We start from the raw sequence: 25,528 nt of genomic DNA on the forward strand, positions 1-25,528 counted from the left end.
GGTGAAATTCCCTTTGTACATCGCAAAGCGGTACTTATTCTCAAAAAGCAGCAATAATGCCATCAATATTATAACCGGTATCGCTGCGGTTGGGGTCGTTGTTGGAGCGATGTCGTTATTTATAGTCCTTTCAGGATTTTCGGGACTAAAAGATTTCAGTTTACAATTCACAAATGTGTTCGACAGTGACCTTAAGATCTTTCCTGCGCGGGGAAAGACGCTTTCCTTTTCTGAAGAAAAAGAGCTGCAATTAAAGGAAATGTTGGGTGTAGCCTCTTATTCAAAAACTATTGAAGAGCGTGTCTTTCTTCAGTATAAAGGAAAAAATCATATTGCCTATATAAAAGGAACCGACACAAACTATAAGTCCGTAAATCCTATTGACAGCATATTGTATTTTGGCAATTGGTTAGCGCATGGAGAGCCGGAAGTCGTTATAGGCTTAGGAACCGCCGCCAAACTTTCCATTGGTATTCAAGATTACATCGATCTTTTGGAGATCTATGTGCCAACACCGGGGACCGGACAGATCAATGCGCTGGACCCTTCCAATGCCTTTACAAAACAGTCGGTCGTAGTGTCCGGTGTCTATCAGGTGAACGAAGATCTGGACTCGAAATATGTTTTTTCCGATATCGAATTCGCGCGGACATTGCTTCAAATGGATAGTGCCGCGGTGTCGTCGATAGAGTTGAAACTCCTTCCGGGGGTTTCCGAAGAAAACATTCGTGAACAACTGAAGCCGCTATTTTCAGAAGAAATAATCATCAAGAATAGAATACAACAGAACGACGCCCTGTATAAAATGTTGAATACTGAGAATATTGCCGTCTACCTCATTTTCACCTTGGTACTTATTATTGCGCTTTTTAACGTGATAGGTTCTATCATTATGATGATCCTTGATAAACGGAAGAATATTAAAACGCTGTATAATTTAGGTGCTACACTACGGGATATTCGAAAAATATTCTTTTTACAAGGCACCCTGTTGACCACCTTTGGCGGACTGCTGGGAATTCTGCTCGGCGTACTTGCCGTAGGTGCGCAACTACAGTTCGAATTTGTTAATATTACGGCCACCCTTCCCTATCCCGTCTCTTTAAAACTGATAAATGTGGTGGTGGTTTTTGCTACGATCACGATCTTGGGCTTGATCGCTTCTAAGATCGCTTCTGGCAGGGTTAGAGAAAAACTTCTTAATTAGGCAAACTGATAGTCGCCAAATAATGCAAGAGCTTCATCGAACGCTTCAAAGACCGAAGCGGCATCGTCACTTGTGACCATCTTCATTCGATGCTCCTTGAAATTTGGAATTCCTTTAAAGTAGTTGGTATAGTGACGTCGGGTTTCAAAAACACCCAGTTGCTCCCCTTTCCAATCAATAGCCATTTGAAGGTGTCTCCTCGCAGCAGCCACGCGCTCTGTCATGGTAGGTGGAGGAGCGTGTTCTCCTGTTTCAAAATAATGCTTTACTTCTTTAAAGAACCACGGATAACCAATACTAGCACGGCCTATCATGGCGCCGTCAAGTCCGTATACATCTCGCATTTCCTTTGCTTTTTCCGGGGAATCTACATCTCCATTCCCAAAAATAGGAATGTGCATTCGCGGGTTGTTCTTTACCTCGGCAATGGGTGCCCAGTCTGCCTCTCCCTTGTACATTTGTGCGCGTGTTCTACCGTGAATGGAAAGTGCCTTGCAACCAACATCCTGCAGGCGTTCGGCTACTTCTACAATGCGTATAGAGTCGTGGTCCCAACCCAAACGCGTTTTTACCGTTATAGGCAATTTGGTATGCTTTACCATAGCTTCGGTCAAAGAAACCATGAGGTCGATATCCTTTAGAATTCCGGCCCCTGCGCCTTTGCTCACAACCTTTTTCACGGGACAACCAAAATTTATATCGATGATGTCCGGGCCACTCGCTTCAACGATCTCGACGCTTTGCAACATAGAGTCCAGAACGGCACCAAAGATTTGGATCCCGACGGGTCGCTCCTTCTCATAGATATCCAACTTCATCACGCTCTTCGCTGCGTCTCGAATAAGTCCTTCTGAAGAGATGAATTCGGTATACACCACATCGGCTCCTTGTTCTTTACAAAGTGCTCGAAATGGGGGGTCGCTCACATCCTCCATAGGAGCGAGTAGTAAGGGGAAGTCTCCCACGTCAATGGTACCTATCTTTGCCATAGCTGCTGCAAAAATAAGGAATTTACTTTGTTTTTTTAGTACTTCTGAAATTGGGAGCGGTTAGTTCTTCTCCAGTCGGTCTGTTTCTTCAGGTTTACTTTCGCGATTATTATCCCTTAGTCGTGCATTTCCGAAGGTATATTTGAAGCTCATTCGGAACAACCGTGATTCGGGTTTGGCAAAGTAGCTGTTTTGCTGGTTGTAATAATTTGAAAAGACGGGTACATTGTAGGTGTTGAAAACGTCCGAAACTCCTGCGCTAACACTCGCTGTGTTCTCCCAAAATGACTTCCGAAGCGAAAATGATAAGGAAAATTGGTTGCCGTAATCATACGAGCCGTAAATGAAATCGGATAAGTAGAACGCCGTAACATCCCCGGTAAAGCTCTTATCTTTGGACAAGGTGAAATTATTGTTTATGTTCCCATAAAAACCATATGTGCTGTTAGAATACGTTTCCTGTTGGCTCTCTAGCGCAAAGAATTCATTTTCAAAATAAAATCCGGAAAGATAGGCGCTAAGGTACCACCAGGGAAAAGGTGAGGAAACATGCAGGATGTCCAGAGAATATTGAAAATCCTCAATGAGATTGGCGTCGACAGTTCGCATCACAAAATTCTCATTGTCCTGAAACCGCAACGTACTTAGGGCATTGTCTGTATGGTGATAATAGACGTCGACAAACCATTTGCTCTTATAATTATAGCTTATGGTGAATTTGGAGTCGATCGCAGGCATTAAATTTGGATTACCTCCATTGAAATTGTTTTCGTTCAAAAAATATTTAAATGGGTTTAGGCTTTGGTATCGTGGTCGTTCGATACGGCGTGCAAAACTAACGCCTAAAGAATTCGAGTCGTTTACAGTATATTGCAAGGAAAGGGACGGGAAAAATTCTAGATATTCTTGATTGTTCACAAGACCCAGAGATCTTGAATCTCCTTCGACGGCTGTAACCTCTGTACGAAGGCCTGCAACAAGATCCCATTTTTGCCATTGTTTGGAAAAATTGATATAGCCGGCGAAGATGGATTCTAGATACGTGAACTCGTCGGAAAGGGCCGGATCGAACTCCATCACATTATTGTTTGTATTAAAAAAATCGAGTCCGCTTTGCGAATCGATATTAGAGTATTTTATACCTGTTTCCCACTCCTGTGATTCACCGGGAACTTTCAAATCGATGGCGCCGGTTGCGATGTCACTGTCCTGCAAGGCATCGGTAAAAAAACTATTGCTTCGAAGGCTGCTGCCATTCGGCAGAAAGTAGTTGGTCAATACACTTTGGTGCTGCTGGTCGTCGTAAACAATAAAATTCAAAGTGGTGGTCAGGCTTGTTCCTGTATCATCCAAAAGCGCACGATACTCTGCAGTGAACGACAGGTTCTTTTGATCATTCTCCAAATCGCTTGTTGTTCGGAAGGTTGAATCCAATTGTCTTTGTGCATTGAATAGTTCAGCATATACGGTGTTGTGGTAGGCCGTATTTGGAGAAATGAAGATGTTAGAAGCAATACTGAAGGAGTTTCTTTTATTGAGTGTGATATCTGCAATCAAATTACCATGATGGGCATAGGAATTGGTAGTCCTTGTGAAGTTTGTTTCCCAAAAAGAGCGGGTGGTGATTTCATCTACATTGAAGAAGCGAATTTCATCAAACTGTTCTTTAAATTCTTTTCTTGGATTAAAGCTATAGCTTCCAAAAAGGTCTAACCAATCGTTCTTATAAAAGTGAGAAGTACCCACCGAATATTTAGCGTATACAGCTTGTTCATACCGCCCTTCAACAGAGCCTTTATATCCTACTGAAACTGGCCGAACGGTAATAATATTCAGTACAGAAACAGCTTCGGCATCATACTTTGCGGAAGGATTGGAGATCACTTCAATGCTTTTTATGTTTGAGGCATCCATGTTTCTAAGGAAAGAGGCTACTTCCGTTTCAGATAGATAAACCCGCCTTCCATTAAGATAAATAGTTGCCGGCATGTTTTTTATGGTGATCTTGTCTTGAAGGATCAACACGCTAGGTGTTTTGCTAAGCAGTTCCATTGTATTTCCGGTGGCAATCGAACTGTTCTCCACAGTAAAGATTAATTTTCCCTGCTCCTTTTGGAGCATTGGCTTTCTTCCTGTGATTACAGTTTCCTGCAGCGCTTCGGTAGCTTCTCTCATTGTTATGGTGGGAAGTGTCGTATTATTCGAGAGTTCAAAGAACTGCTCTTGCGTTTCATAGCCAATAAAACTGAAGGTGATCCTATATGGTTGCGCAGCCAGGTTCGTGATGACAAACGTTCCTTGTTCATCGCAGGTGGTCCCGGCAAAAGGTATTGTTGTATTATTTTCTGAAAAAACCAATACGGTAAGATATGGCAATGGTTCCCCTGAAGCATTCTCCACCTTCCCCGAAACCGAATACTCTTGTGCGAAGAGGGGAATCGAACACAGCAAAAATACCATAAAAGATCTAATTGCTTTCATGTTAGGGTGCAGCCTGCATAATTGATTATAATTGAAAGGGTATTAAAAAATGGTTGTGGAATTTGTGACCGCTGCACTACAAAGATGGCATTTTTTTTTAACAGGAATTATCCTATATTCAGATTTTTAAGCTGAAAACAAGGTTAATTGAATATTCCTGTCTTTTTAAGTTATATTTGCAGCCTCAAACGAATTGAGACGAATTGCTATGAAGAATATTCGAAATTTTTGCATTATCGCACATATCGATCACGGTAAAAGCACTTTGGCCGATAGGTTGCTGGATGCAACAGGTTCTGTGACCAGTCGCGAAAAACAGGATCAATTGCTGGACAGCATGGATCTGGAGCGCGAGCGTGGTATTACCATTAAGAGCCATGCTATTCAAATGGACTATGTGTATGAAGGGGAGTCTTACGTTCTCAATTTAATAGACACCCCGGGTCACGTTGATTTTTCGTACGAAGTTTCCCGCTCGATAGCGGCCTGCGAAGGAGCCTTATTGGTAGTAGATGCTGCGCAGAGTATTCAGGCGCAAACCATTTCAAATTTATATTTAGCCTTGGAAAACGACCTTGAGATCATCCCTGTGTTGAACAAGGTGGATCTTCCTTCCGCCAATCCGGAAGAGGTTACCGATGATATCGTAGATCTTTTAGGGTGTGACGCCGATGAGGTGATTCCGGCCAGTGCAAAGACGGGAATTGGGATCGATGAGATCCTAGCAGCTATAATAAAAAGAATCCCCGCCCCTAAAGGAAATCCGGAAGAGTCCTTACAAGCACTCATCTTCGATTCTGTTTATAATCCCTTCCGTGGTGTTGAAACTTATTTTCGTGTACTCAACGGTGAGATTAGAAAAGGGCAGCATATAAAGTTCATGGCTACCGGCAGGTCTTATTATGCAGATGAAGTAGGTACACTTCGACTTAAACAGCAGCCAAAAGAAGTTATAAAAACCGGTGATGTAGGATACCTCATCACAGGGATCAAAGAAGCGAAAGAAGTAAAAGTGGGCGACACGATTACCGACGCTAAGAACCCAACGACCAACATGATTGAAGGTTTCGAAGATGTGAAACCCATGGTATTCGCGGGTATCTATCCTGTTGATACTGAAGATTATGAAGAGCTTCGGGCTTCGATGGAAAAGTTGCAGCTTAACGATGCATCTTTAGTGTTTATCCCCGAAAGTTCTGCGGCCTTAGGTTTCGGATTCCGTTGCGGTTTCCTGGGAATGCTGCACTTGGAAATTATTCAAGAGCGTTTAGAGCGCGAGTTCGATATGACGGTGATTACCACCGTGCCCAACGTATCGTACCATGCATACACAAACAAGGAGCCGGACACCATAATTCTAGTCAATAATCCCTCGGATCTTCCAGAGCCTTCCTCATTAAATCGAGTAGAAGAACCATATATAAAGGCGACAATCATCACCAAATCCGACTATGTTGGTCCCGTGATGTCGCTTTGTATTGAGAAAAGAGGTGAGATAACCAATCAAACATACCTCACTACCGAGCGTGTTGAGCTTTCTTTCGACATGCCTTTGGCTGAAATTGTATTTGACTTTTACGACCGCCTTAAAACCGTTTCGCGCGGATATGCCTCCTTTGATTACTCGCCTATTGGAATGCGAACATCGCAGTTGGTGAAAGTAGACGTCTTGTTAAATGGAAATGGGGTAGATGCGCTTTCGGCCTTGTTGCACAAAGACAATGCGTATGACATTGGTAAGAAAATGTGCGAGAAGCTAAAGGAATTGATCCCCAGACAGCAATTCGACATCCCTATTCAGGCGGCGATTGGTGCTAAGATCATTGCTCGTGAAACCGTAAAAGCGCTTCGGAAAGATGTAACTGCAAAATGTTATGGCGGGGATATTTCACGAAAACGAAAACTTCTTGAGAAGCAGAAAAAAGGTAAAAAACGGATGCGTCAAGTTGGTAATGTAGAGATTCCACAGGAGGCATTTATGGCCGTCCTGAAGCTAAACGACTAGCCGCCACAGGTCGCTCCGGCGGCTTCGAGATCTGCAATATACACATCAAAAGAAGTTCCGGTATTTTCGCCGTTAACAGTGGCGTTTCCATCGCCATCATCACAAACTTCAAAGTTGGCGGTTTGAGGAGAATTACAGGTGGTACAAGCCCTTCCGTCATCCTTTTTGCATCCCCACAAGGAGAAAGCCATCAGGAAAAAAAGCAATATAAAAAAGGTGTTTTTCAAAATAAAAGTGTTACTACATGGCTAACGTGGGGGTGCGTCATTTTATTTCTTTGTTTTTATTTCAGCTTCGTCTTTCGTTGCGTTAATAACGTCCTCAAAATCCATAGGTTTACCTAAATACACCAAATTACTATCCTCTGATACTTGCATGCTGGAGGCATCTTTGATCAGTTCGATCTTCCCTTTGGCATCCTTTAAAAACAGAGCGATCGCATTTTCGGCATCTTCAATAATTCCCAGAATGCGCATGAATTGATTTTCAGAATCCACAGGGATCTCTTGGATAGAAGGAAAATCTCTGGCCACCTCGGTAAACTTAATATAATCATGTGTTTTTGAAAAGATTCCTTCGCCATTTATATTTTGGTTGGGATTCATTAGCTCCTCTGCCGTTAGAAGGCGATAGGTTCCATTCTCTCCAAAAACCTTTCCGAAGCGATTGATGGCCTGTCTATTGATCTCGTCGTTTCCGGTCATGGCCAATAAGTAACCTACATCATTTAGTTCAATGTTGTCCGTAAGGTCATCAGAATAAATGTTCGCCGTAATGGCATCGAGACCCAGCTCTCTGGCCATCATGACGTTGTTTCGGTTGGAGTCCACCAATACTACGTGCCTGTCGTTCTTTTGAAGATATGTGGCAATGAGCCTTGATACCTTTGAAGCGCCCACAATCATAACTCCTTCGGAAGTCTTTAAAAACACCCCTACCACCGAAGCGAAGAATCGTGCCGTAGTGGCATTTAACAAAACCGTTATCAAAACCACGGCAAAAACCAATGGGGTTATATATTCAGCTCCTGCTACGCCTTCAATTACGAGCTTCGTCCCAAAAAGTGAAGCGATTCCCGCTGCCACGATCCCTCTAGGACCTACCCAACTTATAAAGATCTTTTCGTTGGTCTTGAGGGATGAACCTATCGTACTCAAAAATACCCCTAAGGGACGCAGTACAAAGATCACGATAGCTATAAGGATGGCTGTTTTCCAATTGTATACCAAAAGCAGGTCTTCTAAGCTAATGTTGGCCGCCAATAAAATAAACAGAATAGAGATGAGCAGCACGCTTAGTGACTCTTTAAAATACAGAAGCTCCTTTAAGTTTGGTAGGTCGCTGTTTCCCAGAAACATTCCCATTACTACAACAGCAAGCAATCCCGACTCATGTGCAAAGAGGTCGCTCGCAACGAAGATGAGCAACACCATAGAAAGGGACACTACATTGAGCAGATAATGTGGAATGACCTTTCTTTTAACCGCTTGATATAAAGCAAATCCTCCGGAGACCCCAAAAGCAAAACCGATCACGATGATCTTTCCAAACTCCATGAGCGCCTGTTTTGTGTATCCGGAATCGCCTTCAACACTAATAAATTCAAAGACCAATACTGCGACCAAGGCCCCAATAGGATCGATAAGGATCCCCTCCCATTTTAGAACAGCAGAAACATCCTTCTTCAATGGAATGTTTCGTAAAATAGGTGTGATTACCGTAGGTCCGGTAACTATGATAAGGGCTGAAAAGAGAAAAGAAACGCGCCAGCTTAATCCGAATACATAATGTGCGGCAATTCCTGCACCTACGAATGTAACAGCAGATCCCAGGCTTATTAATTTTCCAATAACAGGTCCTACCTTGGAGATCTCTCCACGCTTTAAGGTAAGTCCGCCTTCAAATAATATGATCCCAATAGCGAGGGAAACAAAATAGAAAAGATTCTCTCCCGGAAACAATCCACCTCCCGATCCATTGCCATCCCATATAGGTTTTATCCATTGGGAGCCATCTTCCGAAATAAGCGTTGATATGGGACCTACAAACAGGCCAATTAGGATAAGCGGTAAAATGGCGGGAATTTTAAACTTCCAGGCGACCCATTGAGCCAAGATTCCCAGGATGATAATTCCGGCTAGTTCGAGCATATTTTTTGATTTTGGTAAATAAAGCGCATTCGCTTCGGTTAAACGCTAAGTTTTTGTTAAAAATAGTATAATTAATTTATTCCGAAGTCACCATTCTCTAACGGTTTTAGTATTTTGCGTCTCTTTTAATGCCTAATGAATTTATACCCTGTAGAAGCCGGAAACTTTAAATTGGACGGAGGTGCCATGTTTGGCGTAGTTCCAAAAACACTGTGGTCCAAGACAAATCCCGCCGATGCCAATAACATGATCGATATTGCGGCCCGATGCTTGCTCATTGAAAACGGCGACAGGCTCACGCTTATTGACACAGGCATGGGGAATAAACAATCTGAAAAATTTTTTGGTTACTACTATCGCTGGGGAGATCATGATCTGGACACTTCCTTGCAAAAGATCGGGTTTCATCGCGACGATATTACAGATGTCTTTATGACGCATCTTCATTTCGATCATTGCGGCGGAAGTGTACAATGGAACAAACAACGCACCGGCTACGAACCCGCTTTTAAAAATGCTACTTTCTGGAGCAACGCACGGCATTGGGAATGGGCAACTAAGCCCAATCGCAGAGAGCAAGCTTCTTTTTTAAAGGAAAATATTATTCCAATGGAAGAAAGCGGACAATTGAAATTTGTATCAGATACCGATTCGGACTTTGCTGAAGCGAATGAACTTGACTTTGGTATCTTCTTTGCAGATGGACACACCGATAAGCAAATGATCCCTCATATAAAATACAAAGAAAAAACCATCGTTTTTATGGCAGATCTATTGCCAACAGCGGGGCATATACCAATACCATTTGTAATGGGATACGACACCCGGCCATTGCTAACCTTACCTGAAAAAGAAAAGTTTTTAACTGCTGCGGCAAACCATAACTATTATTTATTTTTAGAGCACGACGCTCACAATCCAATAATCACAGTAAAACATACCGATAAAGGCGTCCGAATGGACCAAGTGTTTCACTGTTCTGATATTTTTAATTAAACTGAAACTATGAAAATCTTTAAAATGCCTTTAATCGCTGCTACTGCAGCGATCCTATTGAGCAGCTGCGGAAGCAGTGTTGCTCCCATTATTGCAACACCGGTTGAGAATATTGACACCCTTCCTTTGAAATCGGCTCCCCTAACCGACATACAATTAAAATCATGGAGCTCCGCAGACCTTTTAACGGACACCATCCCCGGAATGAGCGTGAACAAAGCTTACACCGAATTATTGCCGAAACGCAAAGGTGAAACGGTGATCGTCGGGGTGATCGATAGCGGAATTGACATCGAACACGAAGACCTAAAAAATATTATTTGGGTAAATGATGATGAAATTCCCGGGAATGGGATCGATGATGACAACAATGGATATGTAGATGATATCCACGGATGGAATTTCCTTGGCGATATTGTTGCAGAGAACATGGAGTATGTTCGCTACATAAAAAAATTGGGGCCTAAGTTTGAAGGTAAGACCGAAGCTTCTGTTAGTGCAGCAGACCGTGCAGATTTCATATTGTTTCAAAAAGCAAAGGCAGAATATGAAAAAGAATATCAACAGGCGCTGGCCAACAAGATGCAATACGAGCAAATTCTTTCGCAAGTAGCGCCTGCACATGAAACCATGAGTAAAAAACTTGGGAAAGAAACCTACACCAAAGAAGATCTAGCGGCTATCCAAAACCCATCGGCTCAAGAGCAACAACAAATCGCGATGCTTACACAAATGCTCGGATTTGGGGAATCTGTGCCTGCTGTTATGAAAGAGCTTAAAAGCGGCATTGACTACTTTGGTGGCCGACTGGACACACACTTTAATCTTGAAAAAGATTTTAGAACGGTCTTGGGCGATGATCCTAACGATATCAATGACAGGGTATACGGAAATGCAGATGTGGACGGGCCGGATCCTAAAAAAGAAGATGCCAGACACGGAACCCACGTTGCGGGTATTATTGCAGCCCAACGAAACAATGGCATAGGCATGGATGGAATCGCACAGAACGTAGAAATTATGGTAGTACGTGCCGTTCCGGACGGTGATGAATACGATAAGGATATCGCTTTAGCCATTCGTTATGCGGTAGACAACGGTGCGAAAGTAATCAACACAAGTTTTGGAAAATATTATTCACCACACCCGGAATGGGTTTGGGATGCTATTAAATATGCATCAGACAAGGACGTACTTATCGTGAACGCTGCCGGAAATGAAGGGTATAACCTAGACACCATTCAAGTGTATCCTAATGACCAAAAAGGTGTTGAAGCCGAAATGGGTGAAACTTTTATCACTATTGGAGCGCTTAATTATGATTATGGAAGTGAGCTGATAGCAGATTTTTCAAATTACGGAAGATCGAACGTAGATGCGTTTGCTCCCGGTGTGAAGATCTGGTCTACAACACCCTTAAACACCTACGAATTCCTTCAGGGCACCTCAATGGCCGCTCCTGCTGTCGCCGGAGTAGCAGCTATGATACGTTCTTACTACCCAAATCTTTCAGCAAAACAAGTAAAAGATATCCTTATGAACAGCGGTCTGTCTTCTAAGACCCCTGTTGTATTGGGCGGCGACCCTTCCAATACCGATAATTTCACGAATATCTCTAAAGGAGGTAAAATGGTGAATTTGTATAACGCCTTGATCATGGCAGATAAAATGTCTCGATAATGAAGAAGTTATTTGGAAGTGTACTTGCGTTGTTGATCGTCACAACTGCCGTATCTCAAAACACATTGGGCTATTGGCAACAAAAGGTCGATTATAAAATGACCATTGATATGGACGTAGAAACCTATCAATACAAAGGGACACAAAATCTCGTATACACGAACAACTCCCCCGATACATTGGACCGTGTGTTCTACCATCTTTATTTTAATGCCTTTCAGCCGGGAAGTGAAATGGACGTGCGCTCGCGCACCATCGCCGATCCCGATGATCGCGTAAAAGATAGAATTTCGAAGTTGTCTCCTTCGGAAATAGGATACATTAAGCTTATTTCATTAACACAAGATGGGATGGCACTTACGTATGAAGTCGTTGGTACGGTGCTGGAAGTACAGTTGAACAAGCCCATCCAGCCGGGACAAAGTACAACCTTCGAGATGGTTTGGGATGCTCAAGTACCTTTGCAGATACGCCGAAGCGGCAGAAACAGTAGTGAAGGCGTGGCCCTCTCCATGACGCAATGGTATCCTAAGATGGCAGAATATGATTTTGAGGGATGGCATGCTGACCCTTATATTGCTCGTGAGTTCCACGGGGTATGGGGAGATTTCGATGTTAAGATCACTATTGATGCCGATTATACTATTGGCGGGACCGGCTACCTTCAGAATCCCGCAGAGATTGGTCATGGTTATCAACTGCCCGGCCAAAAGACCATGAAGCCTAAGAATGGAAAATATACGTGGCATTTTGTGGCTCCCAATGTTCATGATTTCACTTGGGCAGCAGACGATGAATACATTCATGATGTTTACAAAGGTCCAAATGGGGTCGACCTGCATTTCTTTTATAAGAACAACCCGGAGATCAAGGAGAACTGGAAGAACCTTCAGCCTAAAACTGCAGAGCTGCTCGCCTTTTTCAACGAGCATATTGGCCCCTATCCCTACAAGCAGTATTCTGTGATCCAGGGAGGTGACGGTGGTATGGAATATGCCATGTGTACCTTAATTACCGGTGAAAGAAAATTTGAAAGTCTGGTAGGCGTTACCGCCCATGAGTTGGCGCATAGCTGGTTCCAGTTCCTGTTGGCAACAAACGAAGCAAAACACGAATGGATGGATGAAGGTTTCACTTCCTATATCTCTGATGAGGCAATGAATGTTGTTATGGATCAAAAGAATCCTAATCCGCAGGCCGGTTCTTATAGAGGGTATGGCTTTTTGGCGACCAGCGGAAAGGAGCAGCCTCAATCTACCCATGCAGATCGTTACCACAGCAATCGTGCGTACGGAATTTCGGCATATAGCAAAGGCGCTGTGTTCCTCGCACAATTAGGCTATGTTATTGGTGAAGCACACTTAAAAGAAACATTAAAGCGCTATTACAGCGAATGGAAGTTTAAGCATCCTACGCCAAACGATTTTATTCGTGTGGCCGAAAAAGTGTCCGGGTTCGAGTTAGACTGGTACCTAACCGATTGGACGCAGACCACGAATACCATTGATTACGCAATTAGTTCTGTTTCTGAAGAAAATGGAAAAACGACCGTTCAACTAGAGCGTATCGGCTTAATGCCAATGCCTATCGATCTTTATGTACGCTACGAAGACGGGTCTGAACAAGTCTTCCATATTCCGTTGCAGATGGCACGTGCCGAAAAGGACAATCCGTTTCCGCAAATAAATTGGACCGTACTTCCGGATTGGGCGTGGGCGTATCCAACATATCAATTTGAGATCACCAATGGTAAAAAAGTACAGATCATGGTGATCGATGCTACACAGCGCATGGCAGATATCAATCCGAAGAATAATTCCTTCGGAATGGAATAAGAATTTTTTTAAAATTCACATGAAAACCCGGTTCTTCTGATTCGGGTTTTTTTATACAGTATTATTGTACATTTATAGGATGAACCTTCGTTTCCCAAAACGCGAAAAACTAAAAAGCCGAAAAGCCATCGAAGTGCTGTTTTTGGAGGGGCGCTCCGTCACAAAATTTCCCTTGAAGGCCTTCTATATGCCCCTCTCCGAAGCTGCTGCCAATCGAGCGGCTTTTGCGGTTCCTAAGCGAAATTTTAAATCGGCTGTGGAGCGAAATCGAATAAAAAGGCAGCTTCGGGAAGCCTATCGGCTTCAAAAACAGCTGCTAGCCGCTAATAACGGCCCAAAATTTGCGTTGTTATTTCTATACATTAGTAAAGATAAACCACAGTACGTGCTTCTGGAAAGTTCCATGCGCACGATTCTTAACAAGATCATCGATGAAAGCAATTAGTTTCCTTTTAATTCTATTCTTTATGGCCTGCGGCGGGCCTTCCGGAGAGAGCGACAGTTTTGAGAAAGCTGAAAGCAAAGCGGCCGATTACGAAGATGTATCCATGGCTGAAGAAATAAGTGTTTCCGAAGCTATTTCAGAAAATACAGCAGTTCAGGAACAAAAGATCATTAAAACGGCCCAGCTTGTTTTTGAGACCCAACAACCGGATGAGACGCACCAGAAGGTGCTTCAGCTGGCGCAACAATTCAAGGCGATCGTGCAGAACGACAATAGCGGGAAAGGCTACAATCGCATTTTTAGGAACATGACGGTGCGTGTGCCAACGGAGCACTTTCAATCGTTTATCGATGGTATTTCTGAAGGGGTTGATTATTTCGATCAACGGGATATTTCTCGACAGGATGTCACCGAAGAATTTGTGGATCTGGAAGCCCGTCTCAAGGCGAAACGCGAACTGGAAACCCGCTATCTCGAGTTGCTGAAACAGGCAAAGAACGTGAAGGAAATGTTGGAAATTGAACGTGAACTGTCTAACATTCGGGAGGAGATAGAAGCTAAGCAGGGACGTTTACAATACCTGCAAAGTCGTGTTTCCATGAGCACCATACATATTGAATTCTATAAGCTCACTTCAGAAACAGGTATTACCCAATCGTACGGCCAGAAGATGTTGAATGCGCTTAAAGGCGGCTGGGACGGTATCTCGATCTTCTTTTTAGGTTTGTTATACCTATGGCCCTTATTCCTTATCGTTTTGGTGGCGCTATTGATAATCCGTAGATTTATACGAAGAAGAAAAAAGAACTAACATGAAGATGATGAAAAAAAGACTCTTAATTCCGGTTTTAGCAATTGGTATTCTGGTCTCTACTGCAAGTTTTAAAAGCGATTTCTTCGAGATCGCAAAACAGATCGAAATTTTTACAACCCTCTTTAAGGAGTTGAATATGAATTATGTGGACGAAGTAACTCCTGCCATTCTTATGGATAAAGCCATTAAGGGCATGTTGGAGGACCTGGACCCGTATACGGTATATTGGAACGAGCAAGCCGTCGAGGATGCGCGAATCAACAATGCCGGCGTGTATACGGGAATTGGTGCAGCTGCGCGTTCAGAAAAAGATAAGATCGTTATTGTAGAGCCCTATCAGGATTATCCTGCAGATAAGGCCGGTCTAAAAGCGGGTGATGAGATTATTAAAATTGGTAATGTACGTCTCGCCGATTTTGAAGATGATGCGGGCGAATTGCTGAAAGGTGCACCGGGATCGACCGTGGAGGTTACGTACCTCCGCCAAGGAAAAACCAACACAACAACAATCACACGTTCTGCTGTAGATGTAAAGGCAGTCCCGTATTACAAGCTTATCAATAATGATATTGGCTATATCGTACTTACCACCTTCAACCGCAAAACGACCGTTGAGACCAAAGCGGCTTTGGAAGACCTGAAAGAACAGGGCGCGAAAAAAATTATTTTGGACTTGCGAGGAAATCCCGGCGGATTACTTAATGAGGCAATCAATATCGTAAACCTCTTTGTTCCGAAAGGAGAAGTGATTACAACCACTAAATCGGTGATTGAAAAATACAATAAGACATACAAGACCATGCAGGATCCCATAGATACTGAGATCCCCCTGGTGGTGCTGGTGAATGGTCGCAGTGCTTCGGCCAGCGAGATCGTTTCCGGGGGACTGCAGGATCTGGACCGCGCTGTGGTGGTAGGTGCGCGCAGTTTTGGGAAAGGACTTGTACAGCGTCCTAAAAAACTAACCTATGGGACACAACTAAAAGTTACTATTTCTAGATATTACACTCCCAGCGGGCGTTGCATTCAAGCACTGGATTATTGGAACCGGGACGAGAATGGCGATCCTATTAGGGTAGATGCCAAAGAGTACAATAAATTTAAGACCAAGGGCGGACGCACTGTGTATGACGGGGGTGGGATCATGCCCGATGTACAAGTGGAAACAGCCGTTTTTAGCCCAATTACTACAGCTTTATTAAAAGACAATGTAATATTCAATTACGCTACTAAGTATTATTATAGTCACCAGTTGGCTGATTGGCAAAACTTTACTTTTTCTGAATCCGATTTTCAGGATTTTCTATCGTTTCTGAAGCAAAATAATTTCAGCTATGAGACAGAGACCGAAAAGGAATTCGCCGAAGCATTACGACGCTCGGAAGATGATGACCTTAAGAAGGAGATCAACAGTAGTTATAACGCGCTAATGGCGGCTATTGAAGTAGCCAAGGACAAAGCAATCGTAGCAAAAAAAGCAGAGATCAAATCATTGTTGAGTGATGAAATACTGAAGCGCTATTTTTATCGGGATGGTCTTTACAATTATCAGGTAGAGAATAATCCTGAAATTTTAGAGGCGATCGCTGTTCTGTCCAATGAAAACAGATATAGAAACATCTTGAAATAAAAGTGGATTCCTTTTTGAATTTTTTTGAAACCATGCCCATCTGGATGAAAGCCGGATGGGTATTTTTTTGCTTGGCGGTTTTCTGGATTCTGGAAGGTTATTATGCGCTGGTTGTAAAAAAGTACAAGAAATGGAAGCATGCCAAAGTCAATATGCTATTGCTGGTCCTAGTGATGATCATCAATGCCGTTTTCGGAATTCTAACAGTAGGTATTTTCGTGTGGCTGGATGCCAATCAATTTGGGATATTACATCTTTTTGATCTGCCTGTTTGGGCAGAACTCCTGCTGGCGATCATGGTCTTGGACCTTATCGCTCAATACGGAGTTCATTATTTGCTACATCAAGTTCCGTCGCTTTGGCGATTGCATATCGTGCATCATAGCGATAAGCATGTGGATGCCACTACAGGAACGAGACATCATCCTTTGGATTTTATCCTTAGGGAATCTTTTGCCTTACTGGCGGTCATTATTATGGGAATGCCCATTTCATTTTATTTTTTCTACAGGATCTTAAGCGTGTTATTTACTTATTTTACACACGCGAACATTCGTATGCCGTTGTGGCTGGATAAAACATTGAGCTACATTATAGTGACGCCAAATATGCATAAATTCCACCATCATTATCAACTTCCTTGGACCGACACCAATTACGGAAATATGCTGTCGATATGGGATCGAATGTTTGGTACTTTTAGCTATGAGAATGTAGACGACATACAATATGGACTGGACATTTCGGACCATACCGATGATGAGAATTTTGGAGTTCAATTGCGAATTCCGTTCAATAAGCGTGTGGTCTCAAAAAAGTCTTAACACCCCATTAACAGGGATTCTCCTCTTTTCTACGTATTTTGTGAGTTATGGTACAAGTTGATAAAGCAGAAAGTACAGAAGTTATCAAACATTCTGTAACGTATTTAGAGAGCAAAGGTTTTGAGAATATCAAGGCCGATATTGAAGGCTACGAGACTCCTAAGTCGTATCGAAAAAAGGGAAGTGACGAAATTATCACTCCGGATATCGTCGCAGAACGTGCCGGAATTAAGCATTATTTTGAGGTTAGTTTGAAATCTCAGAAGCCCACACTGTTAAAGTCGAAGTGGCGTTTTCTGGATGTTTTAACCCGAATGCGAAACGAAAGATTTAGAATTATTACACGTCGCGGCCACTACAAGTTCACGAACGAAATGCTGGATGACCTTAACCTTCAAAAGAATTTAATTAAGTTGTAACCATTGCAATGTGTGGAATACCATCTTCAAGGTATCCCTCGCCGGTGGTGGTGAATCCGTGGGATTCGTAAAATTTTATAAGATAGGTTTGTGCTGAAAGTTTAATGCTTTCTGTTTCAAACCTATTTTTTATAGCCGCTATCGAAGCTTGCATGATCTCGTGACCATAGCCGTATTTTCTGTAGGATTGTGCCACCACCACCCTTCCAATGGCCGCTTCCTTAAAATACACTCCTTGCGGAAAACAGCGTGTATAGGCAACAAGCTTGTTGTCATGTCTTCCAATAATATGAAGCGCCTTCTGGTCCTTTCCGTCAATATCTTGATACACACAATCTTGTTCGACCACGAACACTTCGCTGCGCAGTTGCAGAAGATCGTATAGTTCCGGAACGGTGAGCTCTTCAAAGGTCTTTACAGTGATCTCCATGGATTAATCTTGTACAACGATGTCTTTTGGATCGTCACGTTCATATTCTGGTTGTAAATTTACATGATTGATACCAAACTTATTATAGAGCATTTCCTCAACGCGGTCTGATATTACATCGAACTCAGACAGGGTGATGTCCTGAATAAATTCTACATGTGCCTCAAGATGTGTTTCATTCTCGTTAAGTTGCCATACATGCATGTGGTGTACATTCCTTATTTCTGAAAAAGAAGTGATCGCATCATTGATCTTTTCAAGATTTATAGCTTCAGGTGTGAAAAGCATCAATACACTGAAAGAACTTTTCAGAAGGGAATATCCCATGAATAACAGGTAAACAGCAATAAGCACCGTAAGCACACTGTCTACCCAGAACCATCCAAAATACATCATGAGCAATCCGCCTATTAATACGGCAACCGAAGCAGACATATCTGTAAATAAATGTAAATAGGCCGAACGCATATTCATGTTTTCCTTAGAATCCTTCCGAAGCAACAGAACGCTAAAACCATTGGCGACAATTCCTAACAACGCCAACCAAATAACCAAGTCGCTCTCGATTTCTTGCGGATCCAAAAACCGAAGGATGGCTTCATAAATAAGATAGGCCGCAACAATTAGCAAAGAAACGGCATTGACGAACGCTGCGATGATCTCTGCTCTTTTATAACCGAAGGTCTTATCTAATGAGGCTTCTTTTTTTGAATATCTATCTGCAATATAGCTTACTATCAAGGAAAGTACATCGCTAAAATTGTGCAGGGCGTCACTTAACAGTGAAAGACTGCCGGAGAGCAATCCACCGATCACCTGAGATATGGTTATAATAATGTTTAGTAGAATGGATAAAAGGAGCTTTTTTCCTTTTAGGTCCTGGGAATGGGTATGTGCGGCATGCGAATGATCCATCTCGTAAATTTACGAACATGCAATTTTAGCGACGCGACGCTCGTGTCTTCCTCCTTCAAAAGCAGTATTTAAAAAGGTTTTTACCATGTCCAAAGCCTGTGGTTCACTGGTAAATCTAGCCGGAATGCTCAATACATTGGCATTGTTGTGTTCGCGAGCCAAAGCGGTGATCTCTTTGGTCCAGCACAACGCAGAGCGCACATTTTGATGTTTGTTCGCCGTCATGTTTGCACCATTACCGCTTCCGCAGATAATGATCCCAAAATCGGCCTTTTTGGCTTCTACATCTTTTGCAACGGGATGGACGAAATCGGGATAATCCACACTGTCATTAGAATCTGTGCCGTGATTAATCACCTCATGGCCTTCCTTTTGAAGATATTCAACAATTGTTCTCTTGTAAGCGGTTCCCGCGTGATCGTTTCCAATAGCTATTTTCATGGCCTGTATTTTTTTCAAAGATATTGTAAATCTTGAAGTTTACTATTTATTAATGTTTACCTAAACATAAAGTTAATAACTATGTTCATATTTGTTCGTAGAAATTCAGTAAAAAAACTTGCAAGATTTTAATACTTGTATATAGTCGATTTTTTAAAACAGTATGCAAATTTTAGCGTCGTGTTTTATCTTAGTTTTATGAGACTTCATTTTTCGATTCCTAACAAATTCTTATTAAAATCTTATTAAAATATAACTGTCAATAGTGTTTGTTGACAGTTGTTAATGACATCGAATAAAACCTTAAAAATCACACGAGTTGATAGCTTAAAAGCTGTTGATAACCCTTCAAAAAATAGCGATAACTTAAATACAAAAACAATTGGATAAAAGTTATTGTACATATCAACAAGCTATCATCATCATCATTTTATTTTAAAATTTTAAAAAAGAAAAAATGTATATGTAATTAATGTTGATAAGAAGATTTAAACGATATGTAGTGAGGAAGTATCGTTGAGCTTATTGATGATCTCTTGTGCGCTAGGGATGTCCTCTTCATGTACTTGAAGTCGGATCCCTCCAAAAGCGTTGGAATGGAAAGGAAGCACTCCAATCATGGTTTCATGAAGAAAAACGTGCCTTATTTCCTGTTGTTCCAGTAAATGCCGTAAGACGGTATATTCGCTTGGAAAGGTAAATATTGCTATGGTTTTAAAGTTTTTCATCATGTAGGATGCTGTCTTACCAAGGTACTAAATCTTTGTGAATAAGGGAAGTTGATTGCTTTATATAATGTACTTTTACCATCATTAATAGATAACCATGCCTCAGAAGAATAAAAAAAGAAAGAAAGAAAAAATAGAAGCACTTACAGAAAGTATCTTAGCCATCCTTAGAAAGGACCATTCCAAACCCTATAATTACAAACAGATAGCAGCAAAGTTGGGAATGGATGATGCCAGCAGTCGTAACCAGATCATCAAGAAACTAAAAGGATTACAAGGCAAAGGAACTATTCAAGAGGTGGAACGCGGTAAATATATAATAACACCATCTCAAAATTATTATACCGGTAAAATGGACATTGCAGGTCGCGGTCAAGGTTATGTGATCGTGGAAGAGCTGGAAGAAGATATTCTGGTAAAGAACAAGAACCTCAATAAAGCATTGCAAGGGGATACTGTAGAGGTATATGTATTTAAGCGAAGAAAAGGAGGAAAGACCGAAGGGGAGGTCACTAAGATCTTAGAGCGGAAACGAACCGAATTTGTAGGTACCATCCAGGTGATGGAAAACTTCGCTTTTGTGGAAGTGACCGATTATAAAATGTATACCGATATCTTTATTCCGAAAGCGAATATTGGAAATGCAAAGAACGGTGAAAAGGTGCTAGTGGCTATGGAAGACTGGCCGGAAAAAGCCGATTCTCCTTATGGAAAAGTACTGAAGGTACTGGGGATGCCGGGAGAGCATAATACAGAGATTCATTCTATTTTGGCTCAATACGGACTCCCGTATGACTTCCCTCCCGAAGTTGAAGCGTATGCTAATAAATTAGATACCAAAATTCATCAAGAAGAGATCGATAAACGACGTGACATGCGTAAGGATCTCACCTTTACCATTGATCCTAAAGATGCGAAGGATTTTGATGATGCTTTATCATTTACCAAACTCGAACATGGAAATTATGAAATCGGTATCCATATAGCCGATGTATCTCATTACCTTAGACCGGGTACTGTTCTGGACGATGAGGCCTACGAACGCGCTACATCTGTGTATCTTGTGGATCGGGTGGTTCCTATGCTTCCTGAAATTCTTTCCAATGGCGCTTGTTCATTACGACCTAACGAAGAAAAATACACTTTTTCTGCTGTATTTGAAATAACACCTAAGGCTGAAGTGGTAAAACAATGGTTCGGAAGAACGGTGACTTACAGCGATGCCCGGTTTGCTTATGAAGAAGCACAGCATATTATAGAAAACCCTGAAGCTGATTCTCATACAATCCCTTCGGAAATTTCTATCACCAATAAAAACTATACCGTTAAAAAAGAGATTGCAGAAGCAGTCCTGGAAATGGACCGGCTCGCAAAGATCCTTCGGCAAAAGAGAATGCGTCAAGGAGCGATATCTTTTGATAAGGTAGAAGTTAAATTTATCTTAGATGAAAAGAACAATCCGGAAGGGGTCTACTTTAAAGAAAGTAAAGATGCCAATAAGTTGATCGAAGAATTCATGCTCTTGGCAAACAGGAGTGTGGCAGAGTTCGTGGGAAAACAAAGTCAGAAAAAGACTTTTGTCTATCGTGTTCATGATGAACCGGACGATGAAAAGATAGCAGCCCTGGAAAATATAATCAAACGCTTCGGGTATCAATTAAATACCAAGAATCGTAGTACTACAGCAGCGTCACTTAATAAATTGCTGCACGACGTTCAAGGCAAAAAAGAACAGAATCTGGTCGATACCCTGGCGATTCGGTCTATGAGTAAAGCGATCTATACCACGAATAATATTGGGCATTACGGACTGGCATTCGATTATTACACACATTTTACATCGCCTATAAGACGGTATCCGGATGTTATGGTTCACCGACTTTTGCAACAGTATTTAGATGGTAAAAAATCGGCTAAGGAAGACAAGTACGAAGAGATGTGCAGCCATTCGAGTGATATGGAGAATCTTGCCTCCAATGCCGAACGGGACAGTATTAAATACATGCAGGTAAAATATATGCAAGACCATCAGGACCAAGAGTTCTTGGGGGTTATTTCCGGAGTGACCGAATGGGGCGTATATGTAGAAATTATCTCGAACAAATGTGAAGGAATGGTGCGTCTTCAAGATCTAAAAGATGATCGTTATACCTTTGATAAAGATGAATATGCCGTTATTGGACAACGCACCAAGAATGTGTATCGTCTTGGAGATGAAGTATATGTAAGAGTGAAAAATGCAGACCTTGTAAAGAAACATTTGGATTTTACCATGCTGGGACATCGAAAGGAGTACCAACCTCGTAATAGAGGATAAAATAATTTGTACTTTTACTGTCTATGTTTGATGGTTTATGGTACGCCGCCTTCTATGGATTTCTACTTGCATTCGCAGTAGGACCGGTGTTTTTTACACTCATTGAAACCAGTATCACTAAAGGCTTCAAAGCAGGATTGTTCTTTGATCTTGGCGCCATCTTTGCCGATATCATTTTTATTCTCATTGCGTATTACAGTACCAGTAAGATCCTGGAAAAAGTAAAGGATGATCCGGGGCTGCTTATTTTTGGCGGTGCTGTATTGATCGCTTATGGGATTATTTCTTATATAAGAACGGCTAAATCATTTATCAAGATCGCAAGAGAGCATTATGCAGTCAAGGTGAAGAAGAATTTAAGCGGTCTTTTTCTGAAAGGCTTTTTGCTTAATTTTGTAAATTTCGGGGTGTTGGCAGGGTGGATTGGGACTATCATCATGGCAAACGCCCTTACCTCTTCTGATAACGGCGTACTCCTGTTTTTAAGTACTGTTCTCATTACTTTTTTTGCTACAGATCTACTGAAAATAACTCTTGCAAAGAAGCTTAAAAGCAAGATGACCCCTCGCTTTATCTTTAAAACCAAAAAATGGGTGAGTATTCTTATCATTGGTTTTGGTGTCCTTCTCCTTCTTCAGGGGATCTTCCCTAATGAGGTAAAAGCGGGTCTGGAGCGCATTCCGGGGCAGGGTCATCCTGTAGACAACCCCATTCCTCCGGTGGAAGACTTTAAATAAAAAAACCTTCAGCGATAACTGAAGGTTCTTTCGAGGCATCAAGCGGATTCGAACCGCTGTAGAAGGTTTTGCAGACCTCTGCCTAGCCACTCGGCCATGATGCCCTTCTACCCAAAATAGGTTCGGCAAATATAAAAAGATTAAACTGAAAATTCCTATAAAAACCTATTTACCGTTCAGATTTCATGGTGACACTTACTTCCTCCACATCACCGCCAATAGGAGGGTTCACTTTTGCCACGGTTACTTTTACCCCCGCCACCAAGGGGAGTTGAGAAAAGATAGCATTAATAATGCGTTGTCCCACGTGCTCCAACAACTTAGAGCGTATGGACATTTCTTCTTTTATTATTTTCTGAAGATGCACATAATCAACAGTATCCGATAAATGATCTGTAGTAGCCGCCTTTACCAAATTGGCCTTTACTTCGAGATTTACCAGATAATCACTACCAATTTTCTCTTCCTCGACCAAACACCCGTGAAATGCATAGATCTTAATGTTCTTTAACCGAATGGTGCTCATAAACAAGTTTTGTGCAAAGATAGAAATTTCCACTCTCCAAGCTTCCTACCGCCGAAAATTGAGCCAACGGAATGCGTTTGAGGGGTTGTTTTTCATTAACTTTGCACATATTTTTTATACTATGACCGAAGAAAAAGAATCCCTCAATTTTATTGAGCACATCATAGAAGAAGATTTAAGAACAACGCACAACAAAAGTGATCTGTGCTTTCGATTTCCCCCGGAACCCAATGGGTATTTACATATTGGCCACGCCTCTTCTATCTGTTTGAATTTTGGACTGGGAGAGAAATACAGCGCACCCGTCAATCTACGGTTCGACGACACCAACCCCGCAAAGGAAGAACAAGAATTTGTAGATGCTATTAAGCGTGATATCGAATGGCTTGGTTTTACTTGGGCTGAGGAGTGTTATGCTTCAGATTATTTCCAGCAGCTCTACGATTGGGCCGTTCAATTGATCAAGGAGGGCAAGGCGTATGTAGATTCTCAAACTTCCGAAGCGATCGCGCAACAAAAGGGAACTCCCAACACACCCGGAACGGCAAGCCCCTATAGAGATCGATCTGTAGAAGAAAATTTAGAATTGCTGGAGAAAATGAAGAACGGTGAAGTGGGAGAAGGAGCACACGTGCTGCGCGCGAAGATAGACATGGCCTCATCCAATATGCTAATGCGCGACCCCGTTATGTATCGAGTACTTCATAAACACCATCACCGCACAGGTACGAATTGGAAGATATTTCCTATGTACGACTGGACGCACGGAGAAAGTGATTATATCGAACAGGTGTCACATTCTTTCTGTACCCTGGAGTTCCTGCCGCACAGAGAGTTGTACGATTGGTTTTTGGATCAAGTGTACGATGCCGACAAATTACGACCCAAACAACGTGAATTCGCACGCCGCAACTTAAGTCATACCGTGGTGAGCAAACGCAAACTTGCCAAACTGGTGGAGGAAGGTGTTGTAAGCGGCTGGGACGATCCCCGTATGCCCACGATCTCGGGGCTTCGTCGTCGCGGCTATACACCAGATTCTATAAAGAATTTTGCCGACAGCATTGGTGTTGGAAAGCGAGAGAACCTAATTGATGTTTCCCATCTGGAGTTCAATGTGCGTGAAGATCTCAATAAAAAGGCCCCTCGCGTTATGGCCGTGCTGGATCCGGTGAAATTGGTCATTACCAATTATCCCGAAGGTGAAACAGAGTGGCTGGAAGCCGAAAATAATCCGGAGGACGAATCTGCCGGTAGCCGCAAAGTGCCGTTTTCACGGGAATTATTTATTGAAAGAGAGGATTTTCAGGAGGAAGCAAACAGGAAATTCTTTCGGCTTACCTTGGACAAAGAAGTGAGGCTGAAGAATGCCTATATTATAAAAGGGGAACGGGTAGTAAAGGATTCCGAAGGGAATATTACAGAAATCCACTGCACCTACGATCCCGAAAGCCGAAGCGGAAGCGGTACCGAAGCTTCCATGCGTAAGGTAAAAGGAACGCTACACTGGGTCTCCGTGGCTCATGCCCTCCCGGCCGAAGTGCGACTGTACGATCGCCTCTTCACCGAGCCGGCTCCGGATGCTCACAAGGATAGGGATTTTATGGAATTTATTAACCCGGAATCGCTGCAGGTGATCACCGCCTACGTAGAACCCAGCCTTAAAGACGCGAAAGCCGAAGAAAGCTTTCAGTTTCAACGATTAGGCTATTTCGTGGTAGATCGGGATAGTACCGAAGATAAATTGGTCTTTAATAGAACAGTTCCCCTGCGAGATTCTTGGGCTAAGCTGGCCTGATAGTTCTTCCACATTAAAAGTTATGGAAAGATGCCAAAGTGTGTCTTTCCATTTATTTTATGATTAATTTTAAGAATAATTGGCTAAAAAAGAATCATTTTAAGATTTCTTTGTGTGTTGCAAATCAACTATTAACCGGTTATTAACAGCGAATAGCTGAT

The 25,528-nt window shown here is 42.3% G+C and carries 22 protein-coding genes and 1 tRNA gene; 13 read left to right on the forward strand and 10 right to left on the reverse strand.

What is annotated here, in order from left to right; genetic code table 11:
• Nucleotide 1 precedes the first annotated feature (1 nt).
• On the forward strand, nt 2–1,207 hold the full coding sequence (locus tag JS40_RS09015) for an ABC transporter permease (RefSeq protein ID WP_034260055.1): 1,206 nt from the start codon (nt 2–4) through the stop codon (nt 1,205–1,207).
• On the opposite strand, the gene dusB is transcribed toward JS40_RS09015, so the two are convergent.
• Nucleotides 1,204–2,196: a tRNA dihydrouridine synthase DusB gene (gene dusB, locus JS40_RS09020; RefSeq protein WP_034260056.1), complete on the reverse strand. Its 993-nt coding sequence runs from the start codon at nt 2,194–2,196 to the stop codon at nt 1,204–1,206. The genes JS40_RS09015 and dusB overlap by 4 nt on opposite strands.
• A gap of 60 nt (nt 2,197–2,256) precedes the next feature.
• Complete coding sequence (locus JS40_RS09025; RefSeq protein WP_051957543.1) at nt 2,257–4,677, reverse strand: outer membrane beta-barrel protein; 2,421 nt, start codon at nt 4,675–4,677, stop codon at nt 2,257–2,259.
• 208 nt (nt 4,678–4,885) lie between these two features.
• Here JS40_RS09025 and lepA point away from each other — a divergent pair, with 208 nt between their 5' ends.
• Nucleotides 4,886–6,682: a translation elongation factor 4 gene (gene lepA / locus JS40_RS09030; protein ID WP_034260058.1), complete on the forward strand. Its 1,797-nt coding sequence runs from the start codon at nt 4,886–4,888 to the stop codon at nt 6,680–6,682.
• On the opposite strand, the gene JS40_RS09035 is transcribed toward lepA, so the two are convergent.
• Together JS40_RS09035 and JS40_RS09040 are read right to left on the reverse strand one after the other, a co-directional pair.
• On the reverse strand, nt 6,679–6,909 hold the full coding sequence (locus tag JS40_RS09035; protein ID WP_034260059.1) for a hypothetical protein: 231 nt from the start codon (nt 6,907–6,909) through the stop codon (nt 6,679–6,681). The two genes, lepA and JS40_RS09035, sit on opposite strands and share 4 nt — an antisense overlap.
• A 42-nt stretch (nt 6,910–6,951) precedes the next feature.
• Nucleotides 6,952–8,832 carry a cation:proton antiporter gene (locus tag JS40_RS09040; RefSeq protein WP_034260060.1) on the reverse strand — a complete coding sequence of 627 codons (1,881 nt, stop codon included), beginning with the start codon at nt 8,830–8,832 and terminating at the stop codon, nt 6,952–6,954.
• Nucleotides 8,833–8,967: 135 nt separating this feature from the next.
• Here JS40_RS09040 and JS40_RS09045 point away from each other — a divergent pair, with 135 nt between their 5' ends.
• The 8 genes from JS40_RS09045 (at nt 8,968) to JS40_RS09080 (ending at nt 17,475) form a co-directional block, all read left to right on the forward strand.
• Nucleotides 8,968–9,828: an MBL fold metallo-hydrolase gene (locus JS40_RS09045; RefSeq protein WP_034260061.1), complete on the forward strand. Its 861-nt coding sequence runs from the start codon at nt 8,968–8,970 to the stop codon at nt 9,826–9,828.
• A gap of 9 nt (nt 9,829–9,837) precedes the next feature.
• Nucleotides 9,838–11,508 (forward strand): S8 family peptidase, encoded by a 1,671-nt coding sequence (locus JS40_RS09050; protein WP_034260062.1) that lies wholly within the window; start codon nt 9,838–9,840, stop codon nt 11,506–11,508.
• Entirely contained in the window at nt 11,508–13,343 is a 1,836-nt protein-coding gene (locus tag JS40_RS09055) for a M1 family metallopeptidase (protein WP_034260063.1), read from the forward strand. Before JS40_RS09050 ends, JS40_RS09055 begins: the two co-directional genes overlap by 1 nt.
• 79 nt (nt 13,344–13,422) lie before the next feature.
• Nucleotides 13,423–13,788, forward strand: a complete 366-nt coding sequence (rnpA, locus tag JS40_RS09060; protein WP_034260064.1) for a ribonuclease P protein component — start codon at nt 13,423–13,425, stop codon at nt 13,786–13,788.
• Nucleotides 13,775–14,599, forward strand: coding sequence for a DUF4349 domain-containing protein (locus JS40_RS09065; protein WP_034260065.1), 825 nt, complete (start codon nt 13,775–13,777; stop codon nt 14,597–14,599). Before rnpA ends, JS40_RS09065 begins: the two co-directional genes overlap by 14 nt.
• Nucleotides 14,600–14,609: 10 nt before the next feature.
• Entirely contained in the window at nt 14,610–16,232 is a 1,623-nt protein-coding gene (locus JS40_RS09070) for a S41 family peptidase (RefSeq protein ID WP_034262304.1), read from the forward strand.
• A gap of 14 nt (nt 16,233–16,246) precedes the next feature.
• Complete coding sequence (locus JS40_RS09075) at nt 16,247–17,056, forward strand: sterol desaturase family protein (protein WP_233273954.1); 810 nt, start codon at nt 16,247–16,249, stop codon at nt 17,054–17,056.
• A gap of 47 nt (nt 17,057–17,103) precedes the next feature.
• Nucleotides 17,104–17,475, forward strand: coding sequence for a hypothetical protein (locus tag JS40_RS09080; RefSeq protein WP_034260067.1), 372 nt, complete (start codon nt 17,104–17,106; stop codon nt 17,473–17,475).
• Here JS40_RS09080 and JS40_RS09085 read toward each other — a convergent pair.
• The 4 genes from JS40_RS09085 to JS40_RS09100 all read right to left on the reverse strand — a co-directional run bounded on the left by JS40_RS09085 (nt 17,465) and on the right by JS40_RS09100 (nt 19,992).
• A complete protein-coding gene (locus tag JS40_RS09085; protein ID WP_034260068.1) occupies nt 17,465–17,905 on the reverse strand; it encodes a GNAT family N-acetyltransferase in 441 nt (146 codons plus the stop codon). The genes JS40_RS09080 and JS40_RS09085 overlap by 11 nt on opposite strands.
• A gap of 3 nt (nt 17,906–17,908) precedes the next feature.
• On the reverse strand, nt 17,909–18,820 hold the full coding sequence (locus JS40_RS09090; RefSeq protein WP_034260069.1) for a cation diffusion facilitator family transporter: 912 nt from the start codon (nt 18,818–18,820) through the stop codon (nt 17,909–17,911).
• Between the two features lie 9 nt (nt 18,821–18,829).
• Nucleotides 18,830–19,261, reverse strand: a complete 432-nt coding sequence (gene rpiB, locus JS40_RS09095; RefSeq protein WP_034260070.1) for a ribose 5-phosphate isomerase B — start codon at nt 19,259–19,261, stop codon at nt 18,830–18,832.
• A gap of 488 nt (nt 19,262–19,749) precedes the next feature.
• Nucleotides 19,750–19,992: a DUF2007 domain-containing protein gene (locus JS40_RS09100; RefSeq protein ID WP_233273955.1), complete on the reverse strand. Its 243-nt coding sequence runs from the start codon at nt 19,990–19,992 to the stop codon at nt 19,750–19,752.
• A gap of 94 nt (nt 19,993–20,086) precedes the next feature.
• Here JS40_RS09100 and rnr point away from each other — a divergent pair, with 94 nt between their 5' ends.
• Both rnr and JS40_RS09110 read left to right on the forward strand, forming a co-directional pair.
• Nucleotides 20,087–22,306, forward strand: a complete 2,220-nt coding sequence (gene rnr / locus JS40_RS09105) for a ribonuclease R (RefSeq protein WP_034260071.1) — start codon at nt 20,087–20,089, stop codon at nt 22,304–22,306.
• A 23-nt stretch (nt 22,307–22,329) separates the two neighbouring features.
• Nucleotides 22,330–23,043 (forward strand): LysE family translocator, encoded by a 714-nt coding sequence (locus JS40_RS09110; RefSeq protein ID WP_034260072.1) that lies wholly within the window; start codon nt 22,330–22,332, stop codon nt 23,041–23,043.
• A gap of 33 nt (nt 23,044–23,076) precedes the next feature.
• Here the strand turns inward: JS40_RS09110 and JS40_RS09115 are convergent.
• Together JS40_RS09115 and folB are read right to left on the reverse strand one after the other, a co-directional pair.
• Nucleotides 23,077–23,147 (reverse strand) — tRNA-Cys (locus tag JS40_RS09115).
• A 65-nt stretch (nt 23,148–23,212) separates the two neighbouring features.
• Nucleotides 23,213–23,569, reverse strand: a complete 357-nt coding sequence (folB, locus tag JS40_RS09120) for a dihydroneopterin aldolase (RefSeq protein ID WP_034260073.1) — start codon at nt 23,567–23,569, stop codon at nt 23,213–23,215.
• A gap of 121 nt (nt 23,570–23,690) precedes the next feature.
• Between folB and JS40_RS09125 the strand changes: the two genes are divergently transcribed.
• A complete protein-coding gene (locus tag JS40_RS09125; RefSeq protein ID WP_034262307.1) occupies nt 23,691–25,367 on the forward strand; it encodes a glutamine--tRNA ligase/YqeY domain fusion protein in 1,677 nt (558 codons plus the stop codon).
• The last annotated feature ends 161 nt before the right edge of the window (nt 25,368–25,528 follow it).

The sequence above is a fragment of the Altibacter lentus genome, assembly GCF_000746845.1.
GTDB lineage: Bacteria > Bacteroidota > Bacteroidia > Flavobacteriales > Flavobacteriaceae > Altibacter > Altibacter lentus.

Excerpts from the sequence above, each read along its gene's own strand:
- JS40_RS09045 (WP_034260061.1), top strand. The coding sequence starts at position 8,968 with ATGAATTTATACCCTGTAGAAGCCGGAAACTTTAAATTGGACGGAGGT.
- JS40_RS09100 (WP_233273955.1), bottom strand. The coding sequence starts at position 19,992 with ATGATGAAAAACTTTAAAACCATAGCAATATTTACCTTTCCAAGCGAA.
- dusB (WP_034260056.1), bottom strand. The coding sequence starts at position 2,196 with ATGGCAAAGATAGGTACCATTGACGTGGGAGACTTCCCCTTACTACTC.
- JS40_RS09065 (WP_034260065.1), top strand. The coding sequence starts at position 13,775 with ATGAAAGCAATTAGTTTCCTTTTAATTCTATTCTTTATGGCCTGCGGC.
- rnr (WP_034260071.1), top strand. The coding sequence starts at position 20,087 with ATGCCTCAGAAGAATAAAAAAAGAAAGAAAGAAAAAATAGAAGCACTT.
- JS40_RS09070 (WP_034262304.1), top strand. The coding sequence starts at position 14,610 with ATGAAAAAAAGACTCTTAATTCCGGTTTTAGCAATTGGTATTCTGGTC.
- JS40_RS09040 (WP_034260060.1), bottom strand. The coding sequence starts at position 8,832 with ATGCTCGAACTAGCCGGAATTATCATCCTGGGAATCTTGGCTCAATGG.
- JS40_RS09085 (WP_034260068.1), bottom strand. The coding sequence starts at position 17,905 with ATGGAGATCACTGTAAAGACCTTTGAAGAGCTCACCGTTCCGGAACTA.
- rpiB (WP_034260070.1), bottom strand. The coding sequence starts at position 19,261 with ATGAAAATAGCTATTGGAAACGATCACGCGGGAACCGCTTACAAGAGA.
- rnpA (WP_034260064.1), top strand. The coding sequence starts at position 13,423 with ATGAACCTTCGTTTCCCAAAACGCGAAAAACTAAAAAGCCGAAAAGCC.
- JS40_RS09090 (WP_034260069.1), bottom strand. The coding sequence starts at position 18,820 with ATGGATCATTCGCATGCCGCACATACCCATTCCCAGGACCTAAAAGGA.
- lepA (WP_034260058.1), top strand. The coding sequence starts at position 4,886 with ATGAAGAATATTCGAAATTTTTGCATTATCGCACATATCGATCACGGT.
- JS40_RS09125 (WP_034262307.1), top strand. The coding sequence starts at position 23,691 with ATGACCGAAGAAAAAGAATCCCTCAATTTTATTGAGCACATCATAGAA.
- JS40_RS09080 (WP_034260067.1), top strand. The coding sequence starts at position 17,104 with ATGGTACAAGTTGATAAAGCAGAAAGTACAGAAGTTATCAAACATTCT.
- JS40_RS09110 (WP_034260072.1), top strand. The coding sequence starts at position 22,330 with ATGTTTGATGGTTTATGGTACGCCGCCTTCTATGGATTTCTACTTGCA.
- JS40_RS09050 (WP_034260062.1), top strand. The coding sequence starts at position 9,838 with ATGAAAATCTTTAAAATGCCTTTAATCGCTGCTACTGCAGCGATCCTA.
- JS40_RS09055 (WP_034260063.1), top strand. The coding sequence starts at position 11,508 with ATGAAGAAGTTATTTGGAAGTGTACTTGCGTTGTTGATCGTCACAACT.
- JS40_RS09025 (WP_051957543.1), bottom strand. The coding sequence starts at position 4,677 with ATGAAAGCAATTAGATCTTTTATGGTATTTTTGCTGTGTTCGATTCCC.
- folB (WP_034260073.1), bottom strand. The coding sequence starts at position 23,569 with ATGAGCACCATTCGGTTAAAGAACATTAAGATCTATGCATTTCACGGG.